Genomic DNA, 25,007 nt, shown 5'->3' with positions numbered 1-25,007 from the left:
GGCCCGCGGCACCGGCCCCGCCCCCCCCCCCCCCACGCGGTGGGGCCGCACCACCCGGGGGGGGGGGGGCCCGACGTCGTCCCACGGGGGAGCACCCGGCCGGCCCGGGACACGGCCGAGCGTGTCACGGTGCGGCCAATCCGGTGCGATCGGCTTAGACTGACTCCTGGATCATCAGGGCATACCTGTCCCTCCTGACAGGACCCTGCGAAACCTCGCAGGATCCTGGGGACAGGGGCCCACTCGCACACGAGATGAAGAGGAAGGCCGTCTGTGAGAGCACAGAATGACGCCGGACGTCGGACTCGCCGCCGGATCACCGCCGGAGCCCTCGGGGCCACGGCGATGGTCGTGCTGTCCGGCTGTTCGGCAGAGGCAGAGCGTGGCTGGCTCCCCGGCACCCGGGAGACCACCAATCACAGCGCGCAGCTCACCGACCTGTGGGTCAACTCCTGGATCGCGGCCCTGGCCGTCGGCCTGCTCGCGTGGGCGGCCATGATCTGGTGCATGGTGGCGTACCGCCGTCGGAAGAACGACCAGGGGTTCCCCAAGCAGACGGCGTACAACGTGCCGATCGAGACCATGTTCACGGTCCTGCCGATCCTCATGGTGTTCACCCTGTGGGGCTTCACCGACCGCGTGCAGACCTCCGTGGACACCCCCGTGGACGACTCGCCGCTGACCGTGCAGGTCCACGGCAAGCAGTGGTCCTGGGACTTCTCCTACTCCTACCAGCAGCCCAACGGCGAGGTGAAGGAGGCCCATTACCAGGGCATCCAGGCCCAGCTCGACGGCTCTGAGGGCGTCCAGGAGACCCTCCCCACCCTGTACCTCCCCGAGGACGTGCCGGTGCACTTCGAGCTGAAGTCCCGCGACGTCGCGCACTCCTTCTGGATCCCGCAGTTCCTCCAGAAGCGCGACATGCTCCCCGGCAAGACCAACCACCTGTACCTCACCCCGCAGGAACAGGGCTCCTTCGACGGCAAGTGCGCCGAGCTCTGCGGCGAGTTCCACTCGGAGATGCTGTTCAACGTCGAGGTCGTGGACCAGGCGGAGTTCGTGCAGCGCCTCGACGAGATGGAGCCGGGTCTGGTGGGCGACGAGTACAACCGCAACCCCAACAACAACCCTGACGGCGCCGCGCAGATGGAGGTCGACCTCCAGACCCCGCGCGGTGGAGGTAGCCACTGATGACCACTTACGAGTACGCAACGGATGAGGTGCGCTCACAGGCGCAGCCTCGTGTGGTGCCCCGTTCCCTGGGGAAGATCGCCGTCAGCTGGCTGACGACGACCGACCACAAGGTCCTCGGGTACATGTACCTGATCGTGTCCTTCTTCTTCTTCTGCGTGGGCGGCGTCATGGCCCTCATGATCCGCGCGGAGCTCTTCGAGCCCGGCATGCAGATCCTGCAGACGAAGGAGCAGTACAACCAGCTCTTCACGATGCACGGCACGATCATGCTGCTGATGTTCGCGACCCCGCTCTTCGTGGGCTTCGCCAACGTGCTGGTGCCGCTGCAGATCGGCGCTCCGGACGTCTCCTTCCCGCGCCTGAACGCCCTGGCCTTCTGGTTCTTCCTGTTCGGCTCGCTCATCGCGTGCGCCGGCTTCCTCACGCCTCAGGGTGCCGCCTCGTTCGGCTGGTTCGCCTACGCGCCGCTGTCCGACACCACGTACTCGCCCGGCGTGGGCGGTGACCTCTGGGTGTTCGGCCTGGCCCTGCAGGGCTTCGGCACCATCATGGGCGGTGTCAACTTCATCACCACCATCCTGACGATGCGCGCTCCGGGCATGACGATGTGGCGCATGCCGATCTTCACCTGGAACACGCTCATCACGGGCATCCTGATCCTGATGGCGTTCCCCCCGCTCGCCTCCGCGCTCTTCGCGCTGGGCATGGATCGGCGGTTCGGCGGCCACATCTTCAACCCGGAGAACGGCGGTGCCGTCCTCTGGCAGCACCTGTTCTGGTTCTTCGGCCACCCCGAGGTGTACGTGATCGCGCTGCCGTTCTTCGGCATCGTCTCGGAGATCATCCCGGTGTTCTCCCGCAAGCCGATCTTCGGCTACAAGTCCCTGGTGTTCGCGACGACGGCGATCGCCGCCCTCTCCGTGACCGTGTGGGCGCACCACATGTACGTGACCGGCTCCGTGCTGCTGCCGTTCTTCTCCGTGATGACCATGCTCATCGCGGTCCCGACCGGCGTGAAGTTTGTGAACTGGATCGGCACCATGTGGCGCGGCTCCATCACCTTCGAGAACCCCATGCTGTGGACCCTCGGCTTCATGGTGACCTTCCTGTTCGGCGGTCTGACCGGCGTCATCCTCGCCTCCCCGCCGCTGGACTTCCACGTGTCCGACACCTACTTCGTGGTGGCGCACTTCCACTACGTCATCTTCGGCACCGTTGTGTTCGCGATGTTCGCCGGCTTCTTCTTCTGGTGGCCCAAGTTCACCGGCAAGATGCTGAACGAGCGCCTCGGCAAGATCCAGTTCTGGATGCTGTTCGTGGGCTTCCACGGCACCTTCCTCATCCAGCACTGGCTGGGTGTCATGGGGATGCCCCGTCGCTATGCGGACTACATGGTCGAGGACAACTTCGCCATGATGAACGCGTTCTCCACCGTCTTCTCCTTCATCCTCGGCGCCTCGCTGATCCCGTTCTTCTGGAACGTGTACATCACGAGCCGCTACGGCAAGAAGGTCACCGTGGACGACCCGTGGGGCTTCGGCTCCTCCCTCGAGTGGGCCACCTCGTGCCCGCCCCCCCGTCACAACTTCCACTCGCTCCCGCGGATCCGGTCCGAGCGTCCCGCGCTCGACCTGCACCACCCGGAGCTGTCCCACTACTCGCCGCAGGCCGAGCCTGAGGCGTTCGGAGAGAAGGTGGCCCCGTGAGGATCGCAGCGAACATCTTCTGGGTCATCGGCGTGTTCTTCGTCTTCGCCGCGACCCTCTACGGTTTCTGGGTGGACTGGACCGAGTGGGCGGGCATTCCCGCGCTCTACGCCCTCGCGGCCATGTCCTGGATGATCGCCTGGTACGTGCAGTCCTCGGACAAGCGCCACGGCCTCGGCCCGGCAGACGACGAGGACGGCCAGATCACCGACTACGCCGGCACCTACGGCGTCTTCGCCCCGTCGAGCTGGTGGCCGCTCGGCCTCGCAGTCGCCTGCGCCCTGATCTTCGCGGGGCTCGCCATCGACTGGTGGATCCTGCTCCTCGGGATCCTCGCCGGCGTGTACTTCACCTACGGCTGGGTGTACGAGTTCTCGCGCGGCAAGTACGCGCACTGATCCCTCCGGGATCACCCGCGACGCCGACGCCCGGCTCCCCACCACGGGGAGCCGGGCGTCGGCGTCTGTGCGTCAGAGAACAGCACGGTCGGTCTACGAGCACGGGAGCCGCCCTGCGGAGCTGAAGGAGAAGGACCGCTGACCCCCACGTGGGGCCTCAGACCGGCGCCAGGCACTCTTCGGGTGTGTCACAGAGGAGCCGCCGCGTCAGGGGTGGGTCTGGCTCGCCTCGGTCGATCCTGAGACCGCGGGGGGAGGCTTCCCGGGCGATCCACCGGGTCGTATGACCTCCCCAGGGAGCGGCGGGCAGTGCCCCCTCGACGACGGGCGAGAGGCGCCGGCTACCGGGCCACGGTCACGCGATCGAGCTGACACGCGGATGCCCACCGCGCTCCACCGGAGATGGGTGTCGAGCTCTCCCTGCACGCCAGCGAGGAGACCGGACGGGTAAGCGGACCACCTGTGGGCGGAGGCAGGCTCGGGCCTGGTGGAGGCTCTGATCCAACGGAGGGATGCAGAGTATGCCAGCACCACGGAAGTACCCCGACGAGCTCCTCGAACAAGCCACGAGGATGAGCCTCGGAGCCCGTCAAGACCCCGCCACGAGGTCAGGAGCATTCCGCCGAGTCGGTGAGCAGCTCGGGATCAACCCCCAAGACTCTGGGGAACTGGGTCCGCCAAGCCGAGGTCGATAGAGGCCACCGCCCCGGGACCGCGGCCAGCGAAGCCTCCCGGCCAGCCGAGTTGGAGAAGGAGAATCGTGAGCTGCGGCGGGCGAACGCGGCGATGGAATCCTTCTTCGCGCTGCTGCAGAAGAACGTGCTGAACCGGCGTCGCAGGCAGGCCCGTCTCGGGAGGCTCACCCCCGTCGAGTTCGAGATGGTTCAATCACTCCAGGCGGCTGCCGCCGCCTGACAACTCGTGTCAACCACACTCACGACAGACCCCGATGAGCAGCTGCTCGGTGAGATCCGGCGGGTGCAGGAGGCCAACGACGGGGTCGACGGGGCCCGGAAGGTCCACGCGCAACTGCGTCGGGAGGGCATCCAGGTCGGCCGGTGCACGGTCGAGCGGCTCATGCGTGCCGCAGGCCAGCGCGGGATCAGTCGGGTGAAAGGCCCGCGCACCACGGTGCCAGATCGGGGAGCGGATTCTCGCGAGGATCTGGTGCAGTGCGAATTCGCCGCAGCTGCCCCGAATCAGCTGTGGGTCGCCGACATCACCTACTGCAGCGCCTTTGCCGGGTGGGTGTATGCCGCGTTCATCATCGACGTGTTCTCCCGCCGGGTCCTGGGGTGGCAGCTGTCGACGTCGTTCCGTCCGGACCTGGCCGAGGCCGACGCAGTCGCCTGGTCGGCTCGACGGGGGAGTCGTATGACAATGCCCTCGCTGAGGCGTTCAACTCGCTGTTCAAGGCCGAGCTGATCCGGAACAGGGGCCCATTCAAGTCCCTCGAGGACTTGGAGGTCGCGGTCGCGGGGTACAGCGGCTGGTTCAACCACCGGCGCGTGCACGGCGAGATCCAGCTGGTCCCTCCGGTCGAGTTCGAGGATGTCCACCATCATGAACACCCCGTGCCGGCGCCTGCCGGGGTGGCACTGATGAGCCTGCAACAAACCCGGGCCCATTCAAGCAGTCTCGTCCCTGACGGCCCCCGGACCGACCGCCCCGGGCCTCTGCAGGAGGCCCGCAGGCCGCGCACGACGCCGGTCCACAGAGGCCCTTCGCCCTGCGCCGACGCGTTCTGTCCGGGTCAGCGGGCCGCTCACCAGGCGACATGGCGCTCAGCCCGACGAGGCCTGGACCGCGGAGTCGAACGAGGCACGGGGGACTCCAAACCCCGCGGGAGGGACGCCCCCCGACTGCCCGACCGCTGGCGGGGGTCACCTCAGAACGGCCCCAGACGGCGGGGGAGGTCCGAGCGCGTGGGAACCGGCGGCTGTGCACCCGCCGATAGCCTCGTACCGCCCCGGGCCGGCGTCAGGACCGGGTTCGTAGACCAGAGGATGCTGACCGCTGGCAGCTCACGATCGCCCGAATGCGCCCGTTGACGGGGCGCCGGCGCCTGGAGGTGGTTGACGTGCCCGCCGTATGCCGAAGGGCCCCCGGCATCCGTGGATGCCGGGGGCCCTCGTGGGGGAGTCGCTCTTCAGATCAGCGGGCGATCTCCGGGTTGGAGCCGCCGTCGCGGTGGCCGACCCCGACGGGCTCATGGTGGTCGCCGTGTCCGCCGTGCAGGCGGGACTCGACGAGCTCCTCGCGGGTGACGGGGGAGACCCGCTCCTCGAAGAACATCCGGTTCAGGCCCGCACGGGCCTTTTCGAGACCGGACACCTTGCCGTTGCGACCCGGGGTCGCCGGGGTCGGGCGGTTGTCGTCGAAGGACACCAGGCGGTAGAGCTCGAAGTCGTCGAGCTGACGGTGACGCTCGTGGAAGCCGCCCTCCGGGGACATCTCGATGACACCCGCCTCGTGGCCGTGGAGGACGAGCTCACGGTCGCGGCGCTGCAGGGACAGGCAGATGCGCCGGGTGATGATGAACGCCAGCACCGGGCCGAGGAAGAACAGCGCCCGCAGCGTGTACAGCACGTCGTTGAAGGCCACGTGGAAGTGCGTGGCGATCAGGTCGGAGGACGCCGCCATCATCATGACGGAGTACCAGACCACCGCGGCCACACCGATGCCGGTGCGGGTCGGGGCGTTGCGCGGGCGGTCCAGGATGTGGTGCTCGCGGTCGTCCTTGGTGATCCAGCGCTCGATCCAGGGCCAGGCCAGCATGCTGATGATCAGGATGCCCACCGGGATCAGCGGGATGAGCACGCCCATGGGGAGCGAAACGCTCGCGCCCCACGGCATCGGGATGTTCCACAGGAACGAGAAGTCGCCGATCATGCCCGGCATGAGACGCAGGGCGCCGTCGAACACACCGATGTACCAGTCGGGCTGGGTGCCGGCCTGGACCGGAGAGGGATCGTACGGCCCGTAGTTCCAGATCGCGTTGATGGTCACGGTCGAGGCGATGAGGGCCAGGATGCCGAACACGATGAAGAAGAAGCCGCCGGCCTTGGCCGCGTACACCGGACCGACCGGGTAGCCGACCACGTTGTTCTCGGTGCGACCGGGGCCGGGGTACTGGGTGTGCTTGTGCACGACCACCATGAACAGGTGGATGCCGATCAGCAGCAGGATCGCGGCGGGCACGATCATGATGTGGAGGGCGTACAGACGACCGATCACGGCGTAGCCCGGGAACTCACCGCCGAACAGGAAGGCGGAGAGGTAGGAGCCCACGAGGGGGAGGGCCTTGAGGATGCCGTCGATGATGCGGAGGCCGTTGCCGGAGAGCACGTCGTCCGGGAGGGAGTAGCCGGTGAAGCCGGCCGCCCAGCCCGCCATCAGCAGGAAGCAGCCGACGACCCAGTTGAGCTCACGCGGGCGACGGAACGCACCGGTGAAGAAGACGCGGAGCATGTGCACCGACATCGCCATCACGAACATCAGCGCCGCCCAGTGGTGCAGCTGGCGCATGAAGAGACCGCCGCGGATGTCGAACGAGATGTCGAGCGACGAGGCGTAGGCCGCGGACATCTCGATGCCGCGCAGCGGCGCGTAGGCACCGTTGTACGTGACATGGGACATCGACGGATCGAAGAAGAAGGTGAGGAAGGCACCGGACAGCAGCAGGATGATGAAGCTGTACAGGGCGACCTCGCCGAACATGAACGTCCAGTGGTCGGGGAAGATCTTCCGCGCGAAGAACTTGACGATCGGCGAGGCGCCGGTGCGGGTGTCGATGAAGTTCGCGAGACGGCCTGTCGTGGTGGCCGGCTGGAACTGATTCGCTGCAGTGCTCATGGGGTCAGCCACGCTCCCAGTAGACAGGCCCGACGGGCTCATGGAAATCGCTCTGGGCGACGAGGAACCCCTCGTCGTCGACGGTGATCGGCAGCTGGGGCAGCGCGTGGCTGGCCGGGCCGAAGATCACCTTGCACTCCTGCGTCAGGTCGAAGGTCGACTGGTGGCAGGGGCAGAGCAGGTGATGGGTGTGCTGCTCGTACAGCGCGATGGGGCAGCCCACGTGCGTGCACACCTTGGAGTAGGCGAAGATGCCGTCCACGTTCCAGTCCTCGCGGCCCGGGGTGATGTCCACCTTGGCCGGGTCGAGGCGCATGACGAGGACCACGGCCTTGGCCTTCTCGTTGAGCTTGCCATGCTCCACGTCGTTGAGGCCCTCGGGGATCACGTGCATGGCGGAGCCCAGGGTCACGTCGGACGCCTTGATGGGGGAGCCGGTGGGGTCGCGCACGAGGCGGACGCCCTGGTCCCACATGGTGTGGCGGAGACGCTCCGGGCCGAAGTTCTGCGCAGCCTGGTCGGAGAAGTTGTCCGTGTTGTCCAGGTCGCGGAAGGCGAAGATGAACGGCAGCGGGGCCAGGACGGCCGCACCGATCAGGGTGTTGCGCAGAAGCGGCCGACGCTTGATCTGCGACTCGTCGAGGATGTCCGCGATCATGCCCTGCGCGGCGGCCCGGTCAGCCTCCGTGCGGATCTCGTGGCGCTCCTCGATGGTCTCGTGGTCGGGCATGAGCGTCTTGGCCCAGTGGACCACGCCGATGCCGATGCCGAGCATCGCCAGCGCGACGCCGAGGCCCAGGAGCAGGTTCTGCAGGAACAGGAGGCCGAAGTCCTCGTCGTTGCCGATCTGACCGACACCGAAGTAGCCGATGAAGAACAGCACCGTGCCGATCACGGAGATCAGGAAGAAGACGGAGACCTGGCGTTCAGCGCGCTTGGCAGCCCGCGGGTCCTCGTCGGCGAGACGCGGACGGTGCGGGGGAAGGCCCGGGTTCTCGATGGCGTACCGAGGCGTGTCCCCCCCGGCGTGCTCGAGGGCGCCCGAGTGTCCCTCGGTCCCTTCGTAGCCTTTCTCGCCCATATGACCAGTTTCCTTTGCTTGAGTGATGAATGTCGTGACGTGTGCGGGGCGCCCGGGGCGCCGGCGGGATCAGGAGGAGCGGCTGGTGAGCCAGACCATGAACCCGACGATCAGCGCGAGGCCGGCCGTCCAGATGAACAGGCCCTCGGCCACGGGGCCGAGCGAGCCCAGCGCGAGGCCGCCGGGGGAGCCGTTGTTCTCGATGGTCTTGAGGTAGGCGATGATGTCGCGCTTGTCCTCCGGCTTGAGGTTGGAGTCCGAGAAGACGGGCATGTTCTGCGGGCCGGTCTCCATGGCCTCGTAGATGTGCTTCTCGGAGACGTCCTGGAGGCTCGGGGCGTACTTGCCGCGGGTCAGGGCACCGCCGGCGGCGGCGGCGTTGTGGCACATGGCGCAGTTGATGCGGAACAGGTCGCCGCCCTTGGCGATGTCCACACCCTCGGCCTGCACGTCCAGGTACTGGTCCTCCGGCACGCCGGGGCCGGCGCCGAGCGAGGCGACGTAGGCGGCGAGCTGCGCGGTCTGCTCCTCGGAGAACTGGTTGGGCTTGCGCTGGGCCTGGGGGCCGTTCATCTGCATCGGCATGCGGCCGGTGCCCACCTGGAAGTCGACGGAGGCGGCGCCCACGCCCACGAGGGAGGGGCCCGCCGGGCCGCCGGCGGCACCCGTCCCGTGGCAGGACGCACAGTTCGCGTTGAACAGCTTCTCGCCCTCGGAGATGTCATCAGCCGAGGCGGCCGCGGTGACCTGCGTGGCCGCCTGCGCCTGGTTCACAGTGCTCGCGACGGAGTACAGTCCGCCGGTCACCAGGAGTCCCAGCAGGAGGAGCGCCAGCCCCATCAGGGGATGGCGTCGGTTCTGCGAAAGTGCCTTCACGGGGTTTCCTATCGTGTGTCTTCCGGGCGGGGGCGATGGCGCCCCGTCAGTGCCCGTACCTCTGGTCGGTGCGGTGGGGGGGGCGTCTTACTTGAGGAAGTAGACGATGAAGAACAGGGCGATCCAGACGACGTCCACGAAGTGCCAGTAGTAGGACACGACGATCGCGGACGTGGCCTCGTGATGGCCGAAGCGGCGGGCCAGGAAGGCGCGTCCGATGATGAAGAGGAACGCGATGAGACCGCCCGTCACGTGGATCGCGTGGAAGCCGGTGGTGATGTAGAACGCCGAGCCGTAGGCGTTGGCGGCGATGGTCACGCCCTCGGTCACCAGGGTGGCGTACTCGAAGGCCTGCACGGCCACGAACACGGATCCCATGATGAAGGTGAGGATGAACCACTCCACCATGCCCCAGCTCTTGAACGAGAAGAGGCCGCCGGTGCGGCGGGGCTGGAGGCGCTCGGCGGCGAGGACGCCGAACTGGGCGGTGAAGGAGGAGAGGACCAGGATCACGGTGTTGACGGCCGCGAGGGGCACGTTGAGGATCGCGGTGTTCTCCGCCCACAGCTCCGGAGAGGTGGAGCGCAGCGTGAAGTACATGGCGAAGAGCCCACCGAAGAACATGAGCTCGCTGGCAAGCCACACCATGGTCCCGACCTGGACCATGTTCGGCCGGCTCGGGAGCCCCGTGGTGGGCGTGTGGAGAGTGGAGGTTGCAGTGGTCACCCGGCCATTATGGCCACAAACACGTTCCAGGGGGTAACCAGAACGTATCGTGTCGCGCCACGTCCGAGGCCCCCGACGGACCATCTCGGGGAGAACCCGGGGCGGATGTCCAGCGCACGTCCAGCTTCGCCTCCCACCCGTCGTACGCCCTGCGGTCCCGCTCCTCGGGGATAGGGTCCAAGGGTGAGCACTGCAGACGAGAACCGAGAGATCCCTGACGCCACATGGCCCGAGGTGTTCCGCCGGCTGACGCTGGGGGAGGATCTCGACGACCGCACGGCCGCCTGGGCCATGGGGGAGATGATGTCGGGGGACGCCACCGAGGCCCAGGTGGGGGCGTTCCTGCTGGCCCTGGCCGCGAAGGGCGAGACCGTCGCCGAGCTGCGCGGACTCACCGACGCCATGGTGGCCAAGGCCCGGCCCGTGCATGTGCAGGGGGAGACGCTGGACATCGTGGGCACCGGCGGCGACCGGTTGGGCACCGTGAACCTGTCCACCATGTCCTCGCTTGTGGCCGCCGGCGCCGGCGCCCGCGTGGTCAAGCACGGCAACCGCGGAGCGTCCTCGACCGCGGGCGCCGCAGATGTGATCGAGGCGCTCGGCGTGGACCTGTCGATGCCCACCGCCAAGGCGGAGGAGTGCGCGGAGGCCGTGGGCATCACGTTCCTGTTCGCCCAGAACTACCACCCGTCCATGAAGTACGTGGCACCGGCGCGCAAGCAGCTGGGCGTGCCCACCGTGTTCAACTTCCTGGGTCCGCTGAGCAATCCGGCCCAGGCCTCCGCGCAGGCACTGGGCTGTTCGAGTGCGGCGATGGTGCCGCTCCTGGCCCAGGTCCTGGCGGACCGCGGCGTCCGCGGGTTCGTGTTCCGCGGCTCGGACGGGCGGGACAAGATCACCACGTCCGGGCCCTCCACCGTCATGGAGGTGCGCGGCGGGGTCACGGCCCACGAGCTGGACCCCCGCGACCTCGGCGTGGAGCTGGCCTCGGTCGAGGCCCTCGCGGGCCGGGACGGCGCGCACAACGCCACGATCGTCCGGGCGCTCCTGGCGGGGGAGAAGGGGCCGGTGCGGGATGCCGTGCTGCTCAACGCGGCCGCGGGGCTGACCGCGTGGGACACCGAGGCCGAGGGGCCGCTGATGGACCGCCTCGCCCGCAACATGGACCGCGCCGCCGAGTCGATCGACTCCGGCGCGGCCGCGGACGTCCTGGACCGCTGGGTCCGCTTCAGCCGCAGCTGAGCGCGGCACGGACCATCACGACGACGGCCCCGGCCGAGGATCAGACCTCGGCTGGGGCCGTCGTCGCGTCAGGGCAGGCGGTCAGCCGTCGAACCCCAGGGCCCAGCCCTCGCCGAGGTCCTCGGACGAGTACGTGCGGAACGCGAGCATCGTCTCCGTGTCCTGGATCCCCTCGACCTTGGAGAGCTGGTCCGCGATGACATCGCTGAGGTCGTCGTAGCGCTTCAGGCGGACCATGGCGACGAGGTCCCACGCGCCGGTGACGGAGTACACCGAGCTCACCCCGTCCAGCGCGGCCAACGTCTGCGCCGTCTCCGGGATGGAGGACTTGTCCGTCTTGATCATCACGATGGCCGTGACCATGGGGTTCCTTCCGTCGGGGCCGGGGTCACCTCGATCCTATGACCCGGGAGACCGCCCGACGGCCCAGGAGGACCACCGCGAGCGCACCGGCCGCGACCAGGGCGAAGGACAGCGGCGCGCCGCCCAGGCCCCACCACACCCGCAGGACGAGCCCGAGGACCAGGGCGGTCAGCCACACGACGACCCCGTGGGGCCAGAGCCGATCCCAGGAACGGGGGAAGCGCGTGAGCAGGGAGCCCGCGAGCAGACCCACGAGGAAGGGCGAGGCGGTGACGAGGAGGCCGATCAGACCGTCGGCGGTGCTGTGCTCCTGTCGGCCGACGGCCACGAACCCGACGACGAGCGCGAGGTCCGCCGCGAGCGCGAGCCAGGGGCGTGCCGACGGGTGGGCCGGTGGTCGGCCGTCGCGCGGACGGTCCTCGGGGTGGGGATCTCGGGAGGAGTGAGGCATGGGTCGGGCGGTGTCCATGGGGCAATTCTCGGGCATCACCGCACAGCGCGGCCGGGCATCGTCTACCCTGGACCCCTGAGACAAGGTCCTACCGTTGTCACAGGAGGAGACAGTGTTCCACGTCGCGCTGCGCGGGCCGGAGGGGGAGTCCGTCAGACTGCAGGAGGCGCTGAACTGCAGGGGAGCGACGGGCAGCATGACGGCCCCGTTCCGGACCCTCCCGGCCGAGGGCGTCGGCGGAGGCGTCCTCGTCGGCGGCATGGCGGACGGGGCGGATGCCGTCGGGGTGCTGTTAAGCGCCGTGCGGTCCCGGCGATGGGTCGGCGCCCTCGTGATCGCCGGGCGGACGGACACGGTCGGCGCACCCACGGATGGCATCACGGAGCCGCCCCGCGAGACGGGGCCCGCCGTGGCGCGGGCGGCCCGTCGCAACGGACGCACCGCCGTCGTGCTGGGGGCGGATCTGGAGGGGAGGGCCGCCGCGGACCCCGACCTGGCGGCGGATCTGCGGATGGTGGAGGCCGCCCTGGACCTGGTGGCCGTGCTCGAGGCCCGGCGCTCGGTGCCCCAGCAGGCCGCAGGCCGCCTCGTGGACGCCGGGCTGAGCCAGCGGGAGGTGGCCGCGGAGCTCGGAGTCAGCCAGCAGGCGGTGCATTCGCGCCTGCGCCACGGGTTCTGGAACGAGACCCGCCTCGTCCTGGACGGACTGCTCCCGGTCCTCGCACGGCTGGAGCGCACGGGGCAGTGACCCCCGTGCGCCCCGGTCGGCGTTGTCGACCGGTCACTGGGTGGTCGTGTCAGCCGTGTCATCCTCAGGCACCTGCTCGTGCTGGACCACCTCGTCCTCGGCCGGACGGCCGGCCTCCGCGCGGACCATGATCCGCGTGATCTCGTCGGCGATCTCGCGGCCGGGCACGCCCCAGCCCTCCTCGTAGCCGTACACCTCGCGCAGAGAGACGTGCTTGCGGGTGTGCTCCACGAAGTCCACGTCGTCGGGGCCGAGCAGGCCCGGATGCGGCACTCCGGCCGCCTCGGACACCTTGAGGAGGTCACGGCGGAGGGTCTGGACGTAGCGCGCCAGGCGCGGCGCCTTGTCCTCGGGGACGAGACCGCGGGCGAGCCAGGGGTTCTGCGTGGCGACGCCGGCCGGGCACTTGTCCGTCTGGCACTTCTGCGCCTGGATGCAGCCGATGGCGAGCATGGCCTCGCGCGCCACGTGGATCATGTCCACGCCGAGGGCGAAGGCGACGATCGCGTTGTCCGGCAGGCCGAGCTTGCCGGCGCCGATCCAGGTGACACGGTCCTGGAGGCCGCGCGACGCGAAGATCGAGTAGACCTCGGTGAACGCCACCCGGAACGGGAACGCGACGCTGTCGGAGAAGACCAGGGGAGCGGCGCCGGTGCCGCCCTCGCCGCCGTCGATCGTGATGAAGTCGACGCCGCGCGTGCCGTCCGCCATCAGCTCGGCCAGCTCCACCCAGAAGTCCAGCTCGCCGACGGCGGACTTGATGCCCACCGGCAGGCCGGTGCGGTCCGCGATCATCTCGACGAAGTCGAGCATCTCGTCCACGGAGGAGAACGCCGAGTGCCGGGAGGGGCTGGCCACGTCCTTGCCCTCCTCGACGCCGCGGATGCGGGCGATCTCGGCGGTGACCTTGGCGCCGGGCAGGTGACCGCCCAGGCCAGGCTTGGCGCCCTGGCTCAGCTTGATCTCGATGGCCCGCACGGGGGCGGACTCGACGACGGCGGCCAGGCGCTCGAGGTCGAAGTTGCCCTGCTCGTCGCGGCAGCCGAAGTAGCCGGTGCCGATCTGGAGCATGAGGTCGCCGCCCTGGCGGTGGTGGTCGGACAGGCCGCCCTCGCCGGTGTTGTGCATGAAGCCGGCCTGGGCGGCGCCCTGGTTGATGGCCTTGATGGCCTGCTGGCTGAGCGAGCCGAAGGACATGGCCGAGACGTTGACCACGGACGTCGGACGGAACGCATGGCGGCGACCCCGGGGTCCACCGAGGACCTTGGCGCTGGGTAGGGTCTCGGACGGGTCCAGCGCCAGCGCGGACAGCGGCGCGACATCGGAGAACGTGCGGTGCTTGACCACCGGGTACGTGGTGTTCTCCACGTTGTTGTCCGTGCCGAAGCCGAAGTAGTTGTTGGCGCCCTTGGCGGACGAGTACACCCAGCTGCGCTGGTCGCGGCTGAACGGGCGCTCCTCGTCGTTGCTGGCCACGATGTACTGGCGCAGCTCGGGGCCGATGCGCTCGAGGGCGTACCGGGCTCGGGCGAGCACCGGGAAGTTGCGGCGCAGGGCGTGCCTCTTCTGCACGACGTCGGTGACGGCGACGCCGGTGACACCGGCGGCGAGGGCGGAGGCCGCCGCGGCGGCGAGGGTCTTCGGGTTCATGGGACCACTGTGCGCCACGTCCGGGCGCTCGGCCAGTCACGACGCGCGGGGACGCGCCCCCAGGGGAGCCGTTCCACGGCTGACCTGACATAATGTATATTATCGGCGGTTCCGGGATCGGCGCGGAGATGCCGATCCGGACGTTCACCCCACATCCCACGGTTGATCCCTGCGCACCGTCCGGTGCGTGGTCGGCCGAGCACTCGGCCGCGGGCCGCCGACCAGCTCGTGCAGCCGCTCAGCCCGTGGCCGCCGGGTGCGTCTCATCCTGGAGCCACGCCCGCACCAGCCTCCGGATCCCCCGGACGACCAGAGACGCTCAGGCACCTCCGGTGTGCTGTCGCCCGGACTCGGCGCCGCCGTCGCACGCACATGCGCCTCCTTCGCCGCCACCAGTAACCTGTGAATGGTATGTGTCTCCACAGCACTCGGTCAGCGCCGTGGTCGCCGACGTCCGCGCGCGGGTCAGATCAGGCGTGCGACGGGCAGGGCACTGAAGTCCCGTCCGTCGGCCACCAGGGCCCGGACGCCGTCGACCGTGGCGCGCGGATCGAGCTCGGTGGTCAGGTCGAGCTCTCCCCCGGATCCCTCGCCGACGACCGTGAGGGTCACGTCCGGCTGGCGGGTCTCGAGGTACGAACCGGACTCGTCATGCATCTCCAGGACCGCCTGGGGCAGCTCCCCGGCCACGCCGCGGCGCAGGATGTCCCGCGCCTGCGGGTCCGTGGCGGCGTCGACGATCCAGCGCCGCCCGAGGACGGAGTGCTCGGCGGTGGTCACCACCTGACCCTCGGCCGGCTCGGCGGAGCGATAGGAGAAGGGGATCTGCACCAGGCGCTCCCCCACGCGCACGATCATCACCTCGACGCCGATCTCCCCCTCGGGGTCGTCGAACCGGTAGGAGCCGACCTTCTCGAAGGCGACGTCCGCCGGCTCGCCGCGGCCCACCAGGGCGAGGCGGATCCACTCGTTCTTGTCCGGGTCCAGCTGTGCGGTGTAGATGAGAGCCATGCCGGGAACGCTAGCCCTGGGGAGCGGGCCGGCACCAGGACGAGCCGTCCCTCAGCCGGACACGGCCCGCACGGCGTCGTCCATGGCCCGGTACGCGTCCAGCTCCCGGGCCTCGGCCGCGCCGCCGATCACCCGGACCGCCTCCGCCGGGTACCCGGCGGCCACGAGCTCCTGGGCCAGCTCCGCCACCGGCTCCTGGCCGGCGCACACCACCACGTCGGTCACGTCCAGCACCCGTGACGCGCGCGTCTCGGGGTCGTCCCCGGAGACGGTGATGTGGAGCCCGTCCCCGGAGAGCCGCTCGTACGTCGCCCCGCTGACCCGCTCCACGTCCAGGGCGGCCAGCTCCGCACGGTGCACCCAGCCCGACGTCGGCCGCAGCCGGGCGCCGATCGGCTCGGGCGAGCGCTGCAGCAGCACCACGGACCGGGCCGGCGTGCGCGGTGTGCGGGCGGTCAGGCCGCCGCGCACGGACGGGTCGTCGGTGACGCCCCAGCGGGCGCGCCAGTGCCCGACCGTCTCCGGCTCCCCCGGTCGCTCCCCCTCGGGCGCGGCCAGCAGCTGGGCCACGTCCACGCCCACACCGCCGGCCCCGATCACGGCCACCCGGGGACCGCACACCACGCGCCCGGAGACGACGTCGTCGTACGCGTGCACGGCCGGGACACCGGGCTCCGCCGCACCCGGCAGCTCCACCGGCCGCGGACGCACGCCCGTGGCCACGAAGATCTCGTCGAAGACCGGGGCGCCGTCGGCCGTGAGCAGCGTGCCGGCCGATATCGCCGCGCCGGTGCGCAGCTCCACGCCGGCGGCGAGCGCGCGGGCGCGCAGGTGCTCCAGGGCCGGCTCGAACTCCTCCTTGCCCGGGATGCGACGGGCCAGGCGGAACTGCCCGCCGATCTCCTCGGCGGCCTCGAACAGGGTCACCTCATGGCCGAACCGGGCGGCCCGGTGCGCCGCGGTCAGCCCCGCCGGACCGGCGCCCACGACGGCGATGCGACGACGCCGCTCCAGCGGCACCGGGACAGGGCGGGCGTAGCGCGGGTCGGTCTCCCGACCGGCGCGCGGGTTCATCAGGCAGCTCACCGGCCGGCCGACCATGACGTGGTCCAGGCACGCCTGGTTGCAGGCGATGCACGGGGTGAGGTGCTCGGCGCCGGGCCGCCCGATGGTCCGCACCCACTCCGGGTCGGCCAGCAGCGGGCGGGCCAGGCCCACGAGGTCGGCGGCCCCGCTGGTCAGCGCCTCCTCCGCGTCGGCCGGGGTGGTCAGGCGGTTGGCGGCGATCACGGGGATCCCGACCGCAGCGCGCACTCGGGCCGTGGTCTGCAGGAAGGCGGCCCGAGGCACGGAGGTGAGGATCGTGGGCACGCGCGCCTCGTGCCAGCCGATGCCCGTCATCAGCAGGTCCGCACCGGCGGCCTCGAAGGCGGCGGCCGCGGCGAGGACCTCCTCGCCGTCCTGGCCGTCCGCGACGAGGTCCGTCAGGGAGGTGCGCACGGAGAGCAGCCCGTCCTCCCCCAGCGCCTCGCGCACGGCCGCGACGACCGCCACGGGGAACCGGCGGCGTCCGGCGGCGTCCCCGCCGTACGCGTCCGTGCGGTGGTTCGTGGCCGGCGCGAGGAACTGGTTCAGCAGGTACCCCTCCGAGGCCATGACCTCGACCCCGTCGTAGCCGGCCTCCCGGGCCAGGGCGGCGGACCGTGCGTAGGCGGCCACGAGCTCCTCGATCTGCGCCGCTGTGAGCTCGTGCGCGGTGTGGCGCGAGATCGGCGCGCGGGTGGCCGAGGCGGACACCAGGTCCGCCCCGCGGGCGTAGCGGCCCGTGTGCAGCAGCTGCGCCAGGATCCGGCCGCCGGCGGCGTGGACCGCGTCCGTGACGGCCCGGTGCGCGCGGGCGTCGGCCGCGGTGGCGAGCAGCCCCGCCCCCGGGGACACGGTGCCCTCCGGCGTGACGCCGAGGCCGCCGGTGACGATCAGCCCCACGCCGCCGGCGGCCCGCTCCGCATAGAAGGCGGCGAGGGCGCCCAGGTCCTCCACGCGGTCCTCGAGGCCCAGGTGCATCGAGGCCATCACCACGCGGTTGGGCAGGGTCCTCCCCCGCACCGTGATCGGCTGCAGGAGGGGGGACGCGGTCTCGGTCGGTGATGTCATGCACGTCACATTAGCGCCGTCGACGCGCCGCCCGTCCCCCGTCCCTCCACCGGAAGACCGCCCACGGGTGCGCCCGCGGCCCCCGTGGGGCAGGATGGGGGCACGGGTCCGACCGGGTCCGCCCACGGGCGACGCGCAGGGACCGGGCCCGGCGGCAGTGTCGCGGGCGGCCGGCCCGCAGTGCCCGGACGGACGGGGAGGTCGATCGCGTGGAGTGGTTCGAGGCGAACGCGGGATGGCTGTGGTTCGCGGCCGCCGTCGTGCTGGCCGGCGTGGAGCTGCTGACCCTGGACCTCGTCCTCGTGATGCTCGCCGCCGGCGCCGCCGCGGCCGGGGCGGCCGCGCTCGCGGGTGCGGGGGTCGGCGTGCAGGTGGCGGTGTTCGCCGCCGCGAGCCTGCTCATGCTCGCCGCCGTCCGCCCCGTGGCCCTGCGCCACCTGCGCAAGGACACCGGCGCCTCCGCCTCCTACCTGGACGGCCTCGTGGGCCGCCGCCTCACCGCCGACTCCCCCGTCACCGAGGACTCCGGCGTGCTCACCGTGGACGGCGAGACCTGGTCCGCCCGCATCGAGCCCGGCGCGCGCCCCGCCGCCCCTGGCCAGGAGGTCACCGTCCTCGAGGTCGCCGGCGCCCACCTGGTGGTCCGCGCGGCTCCCGTCATCGACTGGGACGCCCCGCGTCCCTGACCCGTCCGTCCCCGACCAACCCATCGAAGGGAACCCCATGGAGACACTCATCGTGCTGGCGGTGCTGGCCGTCCTGGTCATCGTCGTGCTGGCCTCGTCCGTCAAGATCATCCCCCAGGCCCGGACCGCGAACATCGAGCGCCTGGGCAAGTACCAGCGCACCGCGGGCGCCGGGCTGACCCTGATCATCCCGTTCATCGACCGCATGCTCCCCCAGGTGGACATGCGCGAGCAGGTGGTCTCCTTCCCGCCGCAGCCGGTGATCACCGAGGACAACCTCGTTGTCTCGATCGACACGGTGGTCTACTTCCAGGTGACGGACGCCAAGGCCGCCACCTACGAGATCGCCAACTACATCCAGGCCGTGGAGCAGCTGACCACCACCACCCTGCGCAACGTGGTGGGCGGCATGAACCTCGAGGAGGCGCTGACCTCCCGCGACTCGATCAACTCCCAGCTGCGCGGCGTCCTCGACGACGCCACCACCCGCTGGGGCCTGCGCGTCTCGCGCGTGGAGCTCAAGGCGATCGACCCGCCCATGTCCATCCAGGACTCCATGGAGAAGCAGATGCGCGCCGAGCGCGACCGTCGCGCCGCGATCCTCACCGCCGAGGGCACCAAGCAGGCCGCGATCCTCACCGCCGAGGGCGAGCGCCAGGCGCAGATCCTCGCCGCCGAGGGCGACGCCCAGGCCCGCGTGCTCCGCGCCAACGCCGAGGCCGAGGCGATCCAGGTGGTGTTCGACGCGATCCACGAGGGCGAGGCCGACTCCGAGGTCCTGGCCTACCAGTACCTGCAGCAGCTGCCCCGGATCGCCGAGGGCACCTCCAACACGATGTTCGTGGTCCCGGCCGAGCTCACCCGCGCCCTCGAGGGCCTCGGGGACGCGTTCGGCCCCGGCCGGGACGCCGGGTCCTCCTCGGAGGACGCGGACGACGACGGCGCCCGCCCGGCCCGTCGCGGTGGGCGCGGCTCCTCTCCGCGCGGCACCGAGCGGACCCGCGGCCCGCGGGAGGGCCGGCCCACCACTGCCGAGGCCCTGCGCGCCGCCGGGGTGCCGGAGGCGCTGACCGCGGGGACCGCCGTCCCGGAGGCCCTGCACGACACCACGCTGGACGAGGCCCTGGCCACGCCGGCGGGCCTCGAGGACCCCCTGCCCGCCGTCGACCCCGAGCGCCGCCGGGGCCCGGGAATGGCATGAGAGGATCGGTGGTTGCACCGAGGAAGAAGTGAGCCGCCGCGGCGGCCCGGAAGCGTCCCGCACGGGACCCCGGCGCCGCGGCCCGACGAGGAGGTCAGATGAGCGATCGCAGCCTGCGCGGCATGCGCCTGGGGGCGCAGTCCCTGGAGTCCGAGGCCGGCGTCGAGCCGGCGCCCCGCCAGCGGGTCGAGTACCGCACGGAGGACGGCGAGCAGGTGTTCGTGACCTTCGCCGTCGAGGCGGACGTCCCGGCGACGTGGACCTCCAAGACCGGCAAGGAGGCCCTCCGCGTGGACGGCGAGAAGCCGGAGGAGAACGAGGGCAAGCCGGTGCGCACCCACTGGGACATGCTGCTGGAGCGCCGCTCCATGGAGGACCTCGAGGAGACCTTCCAGATCCAGCTGAAGAAGCTGCGCGCCTCCCGCGGCGAGGACGCCTGAGCATCACCGCATGACCGGCGGCGGCCTCCCCGCCCCCCGCCCACGACGCCGGGGCCCCTGGCAGCAGGTGGGGCCCCGGCGGCCTGCCCCCCCCCGCGTCCCGCGTCCGCGGCCGGGGCCCCCCCGCCCCCCCCCCCCCCCGCGGGGGCCCGACCACCCTGGTGGGCCCCCGTCGTCGTCCGCGCCGCCGCGTCCGGCGTCAGCGGCCGGAGCGGCCGGTCAGGGTCTCCCAGCGGGCCTTCGCGCCCCACTTGGTCACGTTGACGACGGCCTCGCCGATGATGCCGCCGCTCATCTTGGACTCCCCCAGCTCGCGCTCCACGAAGGTGATCGGCACCTCGACGATGCGCAGGCCGAGGCGGGCCACCCGGAAGGTCATGTCCACCTGGAAGCCGTAGCCCTTGGACTGCACGGCGTCGAGGTCGATCTTCCGCAGGGTCTCCGCGCGGTACGCGCGGTAGCCGGCGGTGATGTCCGTCAGCTTCAGGCCGAGCATGATCCGCGGGTACAGGGAGCCGGCCGCGGAGATCAGCTTGCGGGAGGCCGGCCAGTTGACCATCTTGCCGCCGGGCACGCGGCGCGAGCCGATCACGAGGTCGGCGGTGCGCACGGCCTCCAGGAGGCGGGGCAGTTGCTCGGGCTGGTGGGAGCCGTCCGCGTCCATCTCCACGAGCACCTCGTAGCCGCGCTCCAGGCCCCAGCGGAAGCCGGCGATGTACGCCCCGCCGAGGCCGTTCTTCTCCGAGCGGTGCAGCACGTGCACGCTCGGGTCCTGCGCGGCGCGCTCGTCCGCCCACGCGCCGGTGCCGTCCGGGGAGGCGTCGTCCACCACGAGCACGTCGGAGTCCGGCACGGCGTCGCGGAGGCGGCCCAGGGTGAGCGGCAGGGACTCGATCTCGTTGTAGGTGGGGATGATGGTGAGCACGCGCATGCGGTGGTCTCGCCTTCCGGGGGTCGGGGCGGCCCTCAGCACGGTGCGGGGCCCTGGCATCCGTTCGAGTATAGGAAGTCCGGCGGGGACTCGGGGTCAGGCGGAGGTCGGGCCGTCGGCCTCCAGCGGTTCGCCGTCCACCCACGTGGCCAGCCACTCCGGCAGCGGGGTCTGGTCGTCCAGGGAGGGCAGCAGCGGGGTGCCGGCACGGGTATCCGTGCTCCACGCCGCCACGCGTCCGTCCGGGGACTGCACCGCGACGGCGTCCGTGCGCCACACGGCGAACGTCGCCGGGCTGGAGACGGCCAGGCGCGGGGCGGCCTGGACCGCGGCGGTGGGCACGTCCGGCAGGGCGCGCAGCGGGGTGCGGGTGGCGGCGGTGAACGCCGAGCGGGCCGAGATGCGCTCCTGCTCGTCCGGATGGGACAGGGCCGCTCGGACCGCGGCCCACGGGCTGTCCCCGCCGCGGGTCCTCAGGCACACGGGCACGGCGTCCGCCAGCAGGGTGCCCAGCGGGGCCCGCAGGACGCCGTCCGCGTCCGGGGCCACCGTCACGGACACGGCGGCGGAGGCCAGGAACGCCCGGTCCTCGGCGGTGATCGGCCCGGTGAGCGCCAGGCGGTGGCGGACGCGGCCGAGGGCGGCGACGCCCAGCTCGTCGGCGGCGGCGCGCAGGGCGGCCAGGGCGTCCTCCTGGGCGGCGGTCAGGGCGGCCGCGTCGGCCTCGGCGGGCGGGACGAGGTACACCTGCTCCCCCACCCGGGTGGAGGCGGCCACCAGTCCGGCGAGGGCGGCCCGGTCGGTCTCCCCGGCCGTGAGCCACACGCCGGCGGCGTCCGGGTCCACGGTCTCGGCGGCGCGGTACACCACGGTCTGCACGGGGGCGGCGGGGCCCTCCGTCCGAGTCTCCGCCGTCGAGCGGCCCGGCTCGGCGAGGACGGTCACCACGGCCGTCCCCCGCCCGACGGCGGCGCGCGCCTCGGCGGGACGGGCGCACGGCTCCACGAACGCGGGCGCCACCACGGCCCCCTCGAGGTCCTGGCGGGGGACGGCGTCGTCGGCCACCCGGTCCGCCGAGGCGTCCTCCCCGAGCCAGGCGACGACCCCGTCCGCCACGAGCAGGGCGGTGGCGTAGGGGTCGGTGGCGGAGTGGACGACGGCGCTGTGCAGGAGGGTGCTGGTCACCGCTCCACCCTAGCCGCCGCGGGCCTCACTCCTCCGGGTCGGCCGCGGCACCGGGCAGGGAGGTGGCCACCACGCCGCGGGCCACGAGCCCGGCGGCGCGCCGGCAGCTGCGCGAGCGGTGCGCATCTCCGGGCACCTGGGCGATCTGGTCCAGCACGTCGATCACCTGGCGCGCCCACCGCACGAAGTCGCCGGCGGCCAGCTCGGCGCCCTGCAGCGTCTCGCGCAGGGTCCCGCCGCGGACCCAGCGGTGCACCGGCCCCACGAGACCGAGGTCGGTGGGCGGGGTGGGCTCGATCCGCGCGGCCGCCTCGTCCGCGCGCAGCCGCTCCTCCAGCTCCTCCACGGCCTCGGCGACCCGCTGCAGCCGGGCGTTGGGCATGGCCACCGGCAGCCCCTGGGACTCCCCCTTGCCCTGGTACACCAGCAGGGCGGCCACGCACGCCCAGTCCTCGGGGCCCAGGTGCGCGGTGGCGGGGTCGTGCAGCACCAGCGAGGTCAGCAGGTCCCGCTCGCCGTACACGCGGCGCAGGGTCTGGCCGCGCTCCGAGAGCGCCCGGGCGGGCGCGTCCGGGTCCGGTCCGACGTAGCCGTACCGGTCCAGCAGGTCCACCACGCGGTCGAACGTGCGCGCGATGGTGTTGGTCCGTCCGGCGATTCGCTCGCGCAGCAGGCCCACCTCGCGGCGCATGCCCCACCAGCGCTCGCCCCAGCGGGCGTGGTCCTCGCGGTCCGGGCACGCGTGGCAGGGGTGCGCCTGGAGACGGCGGCGCAGCTCCTCCAGACGCGGGGAGTCGGCCTCCTCCCGCAGGCGGAAGCCGGTCCCCCGCCGCGTCCCGCCGGTGGGCGGGCGGTGGGTGCGCACGGCCTCGCGCATGCGCGCGGCCACGTCCTTGCGCTGGGACGGGGTCTTGACCTGGACGGTCTGGCCCAGGTCCGCCCCGGCCACCGGCTCGACGGGCGCGGCGACGTCGTCGAGGGTGATGCGGCGCAGCTGGGCTGAGTCCGTCACGACGCCGACGCGCGGGTTCTGCGGGTTCCCGGCGGGCATCACGACGACGGCGCGGCCGAGGCGGCGGCCGGCGTCGAGCTCGATCACGTCCCCCACGGCGAGGTCCGCGAGGGACTCCTTCACCGCGGCCACGTGCGCGCGGCGGCGCCCCTGCGAGCCGGACTTCTCGGCCGAGGCGACCTCCTTGCGCAGGGCGAGGTACTCGGCGAAGTCGCCGCGCTCGCACGCCATGGCGGCCTCGTACTTCTCCAGCGTGCCCTGCTTGGCCCGCACCTCCCGGGCCAGGCCCACCACCGAGCGGTCCGCCTGGAACTGCGCGAAGGAGGACTCGAGGATCCCCCGGGCGCGCTCGGCGCCCACCTGGGCCAGCAGGTTCACGGACATGTTGTAGGTGGGCCGGAACGAGGACTTCAGCGGATACGTGCGGCGCGAGGCCAGGCCCGCCACGGCCGCCGGGTCCAGACCCGGGCGCCACATGACCACGGCGTGGCCCTCGACGTCGATGCCGCGGCGGCCGGCGCGTCCGGTGAGCTGGGTGTACTCCCCCGGCGTCACGTCCACGTGGGACTCGCCGTTGAACTTCACGAGCTTCTCGAGCACCACGGACCGGGCCGGCATGTTCACGCCCAGCGCGAGGGTCTCTGTGGCGAACACGACCTTGAGCGCCCCGGCCGCGAACAGGTCCTCCACGGCCTCCTTGAACGGCGGCAGCATGCCCGCGTGGTGGGCCGCGAAGCCCCGGGACAGTCCGTCCCGCCACGCCCAGAAGCCGAGCACGTCCAGGTCCTCGGGCGGCAGCAGGCGGGCCGCCTCGTCCACGCGGGCGGCGATCCGGGCCTTCTCCTGGGCGGTGGTGAGGTCCAGGCCCGCCCGCAGGCACTGCTCGACGGCTCCGTCGCAGCCGGCCCGGGAGAAGATGAAGGTGATGCCCGGCAGCAGGCCCTCGCGGTCAAGGGCCCGGATCATGTCCGGGCGCGAGGTTATCAGGCCCGGGCCACGCCCGTCCCGGTGGTCCCGTCCGCCGCCGGAGGAGCCCACCGCGGCGCTCGTGCCGCGGTCCCGGTCCCACCCCGAGGAGCGGTCGGCGCCCCTGCCGCCACGTCCGCCCCGCCCCCTGTCCCGGCCGCCGTGGCGCCCGCCACGGCCTCGGGGGCCGCCGCGTCCGCCGTCGTCCCGACGGCCTCGGGCGGGCCGGCCCCAGTCCGGGCGCTGCCCGCCGCGCTCAGCGTCCCGGGCGAGGCGCTCCAGCTCGGGGTTGAGCAGGGGCGTGCCGTCGGCGTCGGCGGTGTCCTCGAAGGCGACGTCCTCGGCGAAGAGGTCGTAGAGGCGTCCGCCGGCCATGACGTGCTGCCACAGGGGCACCGGGCGGTGCTCCGAGACCACCACGGTGGTGGCCCCGCGCACGGTGTCCAGCCACGAGCCGAACTCCTCGGCGTTGGACACGGTGGCGGACAGGGAGATCAGCTGCACGTGCTCGGGCAGGTGGATGATGACCTCCTCCCACACCGGGCCGCGGAAGCGGTCGGCGAGGTAGTGCACCTCGTCCATGACCACGTACCCCAGGTCCGTGAGGGCTTCGGAGTCCGCGTAGAGCATGTTGCGCAGCACCTCGGTGGTCATCACCACCACGGGGGCGTCCGCGTTGACGGACGTGTCGCCCGTGAGCAGGCCCACGTTCTCGACGCCGTGCACCCGGCCGAGGTCCAGGAACTTCTGGTTCGAGAGCGCCTTGATGGGCGTCGTGTAGAAGGCCTTGCGGCCGCGCGCCAGGGCGAGGTGGACGGCGAACTCCCCTACCACCGTCTTGCCCGCCCCGGTGGGGGCGGCCACCAGGACGCCGTGGCCGTCCTCGACCTCCCGGCAGGCCTCGCGCTGGAAGTCGTCCAGCGGGAAGTCGAGGCGCGCGGCGAACGCGGCCAGCTCGGAGCCGGCGTGGTGGCGCTCGCGGCGGGCCTGCGCGTAGCGCTCGGCGGGGCTCAGGCGCGGCTCCTCGGGAGGGCCGGCGGGGGTGTCGGTCGAGGGGTGCGGGGCCATGTCCCCAGCGTACGGGCGCGGCGGACGGGACGGGGCCCGAACGCGCCGCGCCCCGCTCCGGGC

The 25,007-nt window shown here is 71.9% G+C and carries 23 protein-coding genes and 1 pseudogene; 12 read left to right on the top strand and 12 right to left on the bottom strand.

Annotated elements, in window-relative coordinates:
• Window positions 1–345 precede the first annotated feature (345 nt).
• From coxB to Q4D18_RS11900, 7 genes and pseudogenes are all read left to right on the top strand, one after another.
• Window positions 346–1,191, top strand: a complete 846-nt coding sequence (gene coxB / locus Q4D18_RS00320; RefSeq protein ID WP_303124711.1) for a cytochrome c oxidase subunit II — start codon at window positions 346–348, stop codon at window positions 1,189–1,191.
• A complete protein-coding gene (gene ctaD, locus Q4D18_RS00315) occupies window positions 1,191–2,900 on the top strand; it encodes a cytochrome c oxidase subunit I (RefSeq protein WP_303124681.1) in 1,710 nt (569 codons plus the stop codon). The genes coxB and ctaD overlap by 1 nt, the downstream gene beginning before the upstream one ends.
• On the top strand, window positions 2,897–3,298 hold the full coding sequence (locus Q4D18_RS00310; RefSeq protein ID WP_303124679.1) for a cytochrome c oxidase subunit 4: 402 nt from the start codon (window positions 2,897–2,899) through the stop codon (window positions 3,296–3,298). Before ctaD ends, Q4D18_RS00310 begins: the two co-directional genes overlap by 4 nt.
• Before the next feature lie 630 nt (window positions 3,299–3,928).
• A pseudogene (locus Q4D18_RS11905) lies at window positions 3,929–4,069 on the top strand (transposase); the annotation flags it as partial.
• A gap of 15 nt (window positions 4,070–4,084) precedes the next feature.
• On the top strand, window positions 4,085–4,213 hold the full coding sequence (locus tag Q4D18_RS00305; RefSeq protein WP_303124677.1) for a hypothetical protein: 129 nt from the start codon (window positions 4,085–4,087) through the stop codon (window positions 4,211–4,213).
• A 6-nt stretch (window positions 4,214–4,219) separates the two neighbouring features.
• A complete protein-coding gene (locus tag Q4D18_RS00300) occupies window positions 4,220–4,723 on the top strand; it encodes an IS3 family transposase (RefSeq protein ID WP_303124674.1) in 504 nt (167 codons plus the stop codon).
• Complete coding sequence (locus Q4D18_RS11900; RefSeq protein ID WP_368389623.1) at window positions 4,648–5,349, top strand: integrase core domain-containing protein; 702 nt, start codon at window positions 4,648–4,650, stop codon at window positions 5,347–5,349. Before Q4D18_RS00300 ends, Q4D18_RS11900 begins: the two co-directional genes overlap by 76 nt.
• Before the next feature lie 103 nt (window positions 5,350–5,452).
• Here Q4D18_RS11900 and Q4D18_RS00295 read toward each other — a convergent pair whose 3' ends face one another.
• The 4 genes from Q4D18_RS00295 to Q4D18_RS00280 all read right to left on the bottom strand — a co-directional run bounded on the left by Q4D18_RS00295 (window position 5,453) and on the right by Q4D18_RS00280 (window position 9,758).
• Window positions 5,453–7,153, bottom strand: a complete 1,701-nt coding sequence (locus Q4D18_RS00295) for a cytochrome bc complex cytochrome b subunit (RefSeq protein ID WP_303124672.1) — start codon at window positions 7,151–7,153, stop codon at window positions 5,453–5,455.
• Between the two features lie 4 nt (window positions 7,154–7,157).
• Window positions 7,158–8,234, bottom strand: a complete 1,077-nt coding sequence (locus Q4D18_RS00290) for a ubiquinol-cytochrome c reductase iron-sulfur subunit (RefSeq protein WP_303124671.1) — start codon at window positions 8,232–8,234, stop codon at window positions 7,158–7,160.
• A gap of 69 nt (window positions 8,235–8,303) precedes the next feature.
• Window positions 8,304–9,110, bottom strand: a complete 807-nt coding sequence (locus Q4D18_RS00285; protein ID WP_303124670.1) for a c-type cytochrome — start codon at window positions 9,108–9,110, stop codon at window positions 8,304–8,306.
• A gap of 87 nt (window positions 9,111–9,197) precedes the next feature.
• Window positions 9,198–9,758 (bottom strand): heme-copper oxidase subunit III, encoded by a 561-nt coding sequence (locus Q4D18_RS00280; protein ID WP_368389622.1) that lies wholly within the window; start codon window positions 9,756–9,758, stop codon window positions 9,198–9,200.
• Between the two features lie 261 nt (window positions 9,759–10,019).
• Here Q4D18_RS00280 and trpD point away from each other — a divergent pair, with 261 nt between their 5' ends.
• The gene (gene trpD / locus Q4D18_RS00275) at window positions 10,020–11,078 is read left to right on the top strand and encodes an anthranilate phosphoribosyltransferase (RefSeq protein ID WP_303124669.1); all 1,059 of its coding nucleotides are present in this window, start codon (window positions 10,020–10,022) and stop codon (window positions 11,076–11,078) included.
• An 81-nt stretch (window positions 11,079–11,159) separates the two neighbouring features.
• Here the strand turns inward: trpD and Q4D18_RS00270 are convergent, their stop codons facing one another.
• Both Q4D18_RS00270 and Q4D18_RS00265 read right to left on the bottom strand, forming a co-directional pair.
• Window positions 11,160–11,441 (bottom strand): Lrp/AsnC family transcriptional regulator, encoded by a 282-nt coding sequence (locus Q4D18_RS00270; protein WP_303124668.1) that lies wholly within the window; start codon window positions 11,439–11,441, stop codon window positions 11,160–11,162.
• A gap of 25 nt (window positions 11,442–11,466) precedes the next feature.
• Window positions 11,467–11,910 (bottom strand): DUF3054 domain-containing protein, encoded by a 444-nt coding sequence (locus Q4D18_RS00265; protein ID WP_303124665.1) that lies wholly within the window; start codon window positions 11,908–11,910, stop codon window positions 11,467–11,469.
• Between the two features lie 178 nt (window positions 11,911–12,088).
• Between Q4D18_RS00265 and Q4D18_RS00260 the strand changes: the two genes are divergently transcribed.
• Complete coding sequence (locus Q4D18_RS00260; protein WP_303124663.1) at window positions 12,089–12,640, top strand: winged helix-turn-helix domain-containing protein; 552 nt, start codon at window positions 12,089–12,091, stop codon at window positions 12,638–12,640.
• Between the two features lie 33 nt (window positions 12,641–12,673).
• Here Q4D18_RS00260 and Q4D18_RS00255 read toward each other — a convergent pair whose 3' ends face one another.
• From Q4D18_RS00255 to Q4D18_RS00245, 3 genes are all read right to left on the bottom strand, one after another.
• Window positions 12,674–14,290, bottom strand: a complete 1,617-nt coding sequence (locus Q4D18_RS00255) for an FMN-binding glutamate synthase family protein (protein ID WP_303124661.1) — start codon at window positions 14,288–14,290, stop codon at window positions 12,674–12,676.
• Window positions 14,291–14,755: 465 nt separating this feature from the next.
• Window positions 14,756–15,301 (bottom strand): hypothetical protein, encoded by a 546-nt coding sequence (locus tag Q4D18_RS00250; protein ID WP_303124657.1) that lies wholly within the window; start codon window positions 15,299–15,301, stop codon window positions 14,756–14,758.
• 51 nt (window positions 15,302–15,352) lie between these two features.
• A complete protein-coding gene (locus Q4D18_RS00245; protein ID WP_303124656.1) occupies window positions 15,353–17,455 on the bottom strand; it encodes an FAD-dependent oxidoreductase in 2,103 nt (700 codons plus the stop codon).
• A 209-nt stretch (window positions 17,456–17,664) separates the two neighbouring features.
• Here Q4D18_RS00245 and Q4D18_RS00240 point away from each other — a divergent pair, with 209 nt between their 5' ends.
• The 3 genes from Q4D18_RS00240 to Q4D18_RS00230 all read left to right on the top strand — a co-directional run bounded on the left by Q4D18_RS00240 (window position 17,665) and on the right by Q4D18_RS00230 (window position 19,782).
• The gene (locus Q4D18_RS00240; RefSeq protein WP_303124654.1) at window positions 17,665–18,141 is read left to right on the top strand and encodes an NfeD family protein; all 477 of its coding nucleotides are present in this window, start codon (window positions 17,665–17,667) and stop codon (window positions 18,139–18,141) included.
• A 37-nt stretch (window positions 18,142–18,178) separates the two neighbouring features.
• A complete protein-coding gene (locus tag Q4D18_RS00235; protein WP_303124652.1) occupies window positions 18,179–19,342 on the top strand; it encodes an SPFH domain-containing protein in 1,164 nt (387 codons plus the stop codon).
• Between the two features lie 98 nt (window positions 19,343–19,440).
• Entirely contained in the window at window positions 19,441–19,782 is a 342-nt protein-coding gene (locus Q4D18_RS00230) for an RNA polymerase-binding protein RbpA (protein ID WP_303124650.1), read from the top strand.
• A gap of 199 nt (window positions 19,783–19,981) precedes the next feature.
• Here the strand turns inward: Q4D18_RS00230 and Q4D18_RS00225 are convergent, their stop codons facing one another.
• From Q4D18_RS00225 to Q4D18_RS00215, 3 genes are all read right to left on the bottom strand, one after another.
• Complete coding sequence (locus Q4D18_RS00225; protein ID WP_303124648.1) at window positions 19,982–20,713, bottom strand: polyprenol monophosphomannose synthase; 732 nt, start codon at window positions 20,711–20,713, stop codon at window positions 19,982–19,984.
• 96 nt (window positions 20,714–20,809) lie between these two features.
• Window positions 20,810–21,898, bottom strand: coding sequence for a hypothetical protein (locus tag Q4D18_RS00220; protein WP_303124646.1), 1,089 nt, complete (start codon window positions 21,896–21,898; stop codon window positions 20,810–20,812).
• Between the two features lie 25 nt (window positions 21,899–21,923).
• Window positions 21,924–24,944, bottom strand: coding sequence for an RNA helicase (locus tag Q4D18_RS00215; RefSeq protein WP_303124644.1), 3,021 nt, complete (start codon window positions 24,942–24,944; stop codon window positions 21,924–21,926).
• Window positions 24,945–25,007 lie beyond the last annotated feature (63 nt).

Origin of the sequence: Micrococcus sp. (assembly GCF_030523875.1) — a bacterium.
Taxonomy (GTDB): domain Bacteria; phylum Actinomycetota; class Actinomycetes; order Actinomycetales; family Micrococcaceae; genus Micrococcus.
This window is presented reverse-complemented; position numbering and strand designations above follow the sequence as displayed.

Coding starts and splice junctions, on each gene's coding strand:
- coxB (WP_303124711.1), top strand. CDS start 346: ATGGTCGTGCTGTCCGGCTGTTCGGCAGAGGCAGAGCGTGGCTGGCTC.
- ctaD (WP_303124681.1), top strand. CDS start 1,191: ATGACCACTTACGAGTACGCAACGGATGAGGTGCGCTCACAGGCGCAG.
- Q4D18_RS00305 (WP_303124677.1), top strand. CDS start 4,085: ATGGAATCCTTCTTCGCGCTGCTGCAGAAGAACGTGCTGAACCGGCGT.
- Q4D18_RS00295 (WP_303124672.1), bottom strand. CDS start 7,153: ATGAGCACTGCAGCGAATCAGTTCCAGCCGGCCACCACGACAGGCCGT.
- Q4D18_RS00290 (WP_303124671.1), bottom strand. CDS start 8,234: ATGGGCGAGAAAGGCTACGAAGGGACCGAGGGACACTCGGGCGCCCTC.
- Q4D18_RS00280 (WP_368389622.1), bottom strand. CDS start 9,758: ATGGTGTGGCTTGCCAGCGAGCTCATGTTCTTCGGTGGGCTCTTCGCC.
- Q4D18_RS00270 (WP_303124668.1), bottom strand. CDS start 11,441: ATGGTCACGGCCATCGTGATGATCAAGACGGACAAGTCCTCCATCCCG.
- Q4D18_RS00265 (WP_303124665.1), bottom strand. CDS start 11,910: ATGGACACCGCCCGACCCATGCCTCACTCCTCCCGAGATCCCCACCCC.
- Q4D18_RS00260 (WP_303124663.1), top strand. CDS start 12,089: ATGACGGCCCCGTTCCGGACCCTCCCGGCCGAGGGCGTCGGCGGAGGC.
- Q4D18_RS00255 (WP_303124661.1), bottom strand. CDS start 14,290: ATGAACCCGAAGACCCTCGCCGCCGCGGCGGCCTCCGCCCTCGCCGCC.
- Q4D18_RS00250 (WP_303124657.1), bottom strand. CDS start 15,301: ATGGCTCTCATCTACACCGCACAGCTGGACCCGGACAAGAACGAGTGG.
- Q4D18_RS00245 (WP_303124656.1), bottom strand. CDS start 17,455: ATGACATCACCGACCGAGACCGCGTCCCCCCTCCTGCAGCCGATCACG.
- Q4D18_RS00235 (WP_303124652.1), top strand. CDS start 18,179: ATGGAGACACTCATCGTGCTGGCGGTGCTGGCCGTCCTGGTCATCGTC.
- Q4D18_RS00230 (WP_303124650.1), top strand. CDS start 19,441: ATGAGCGATCGCAGCCTGCGCGGCATGCGCCTGGGGGCGCAGTCCCTG.
- Q4D18_RS00225 (WP_303124648.1), bottom strand. CDS start 20,713: ATGCGCGTGCTCACCATCATCCCCACCTACAACGAGATCGAGTCCCTG.
- Q4D18_RS00215 (WP_303124644.1), bottom strand. CDS start 24,944: ATGGCCCCGCACCCCTCGACCGACACCCCCGCCGGCCCTCCCGAGGAG.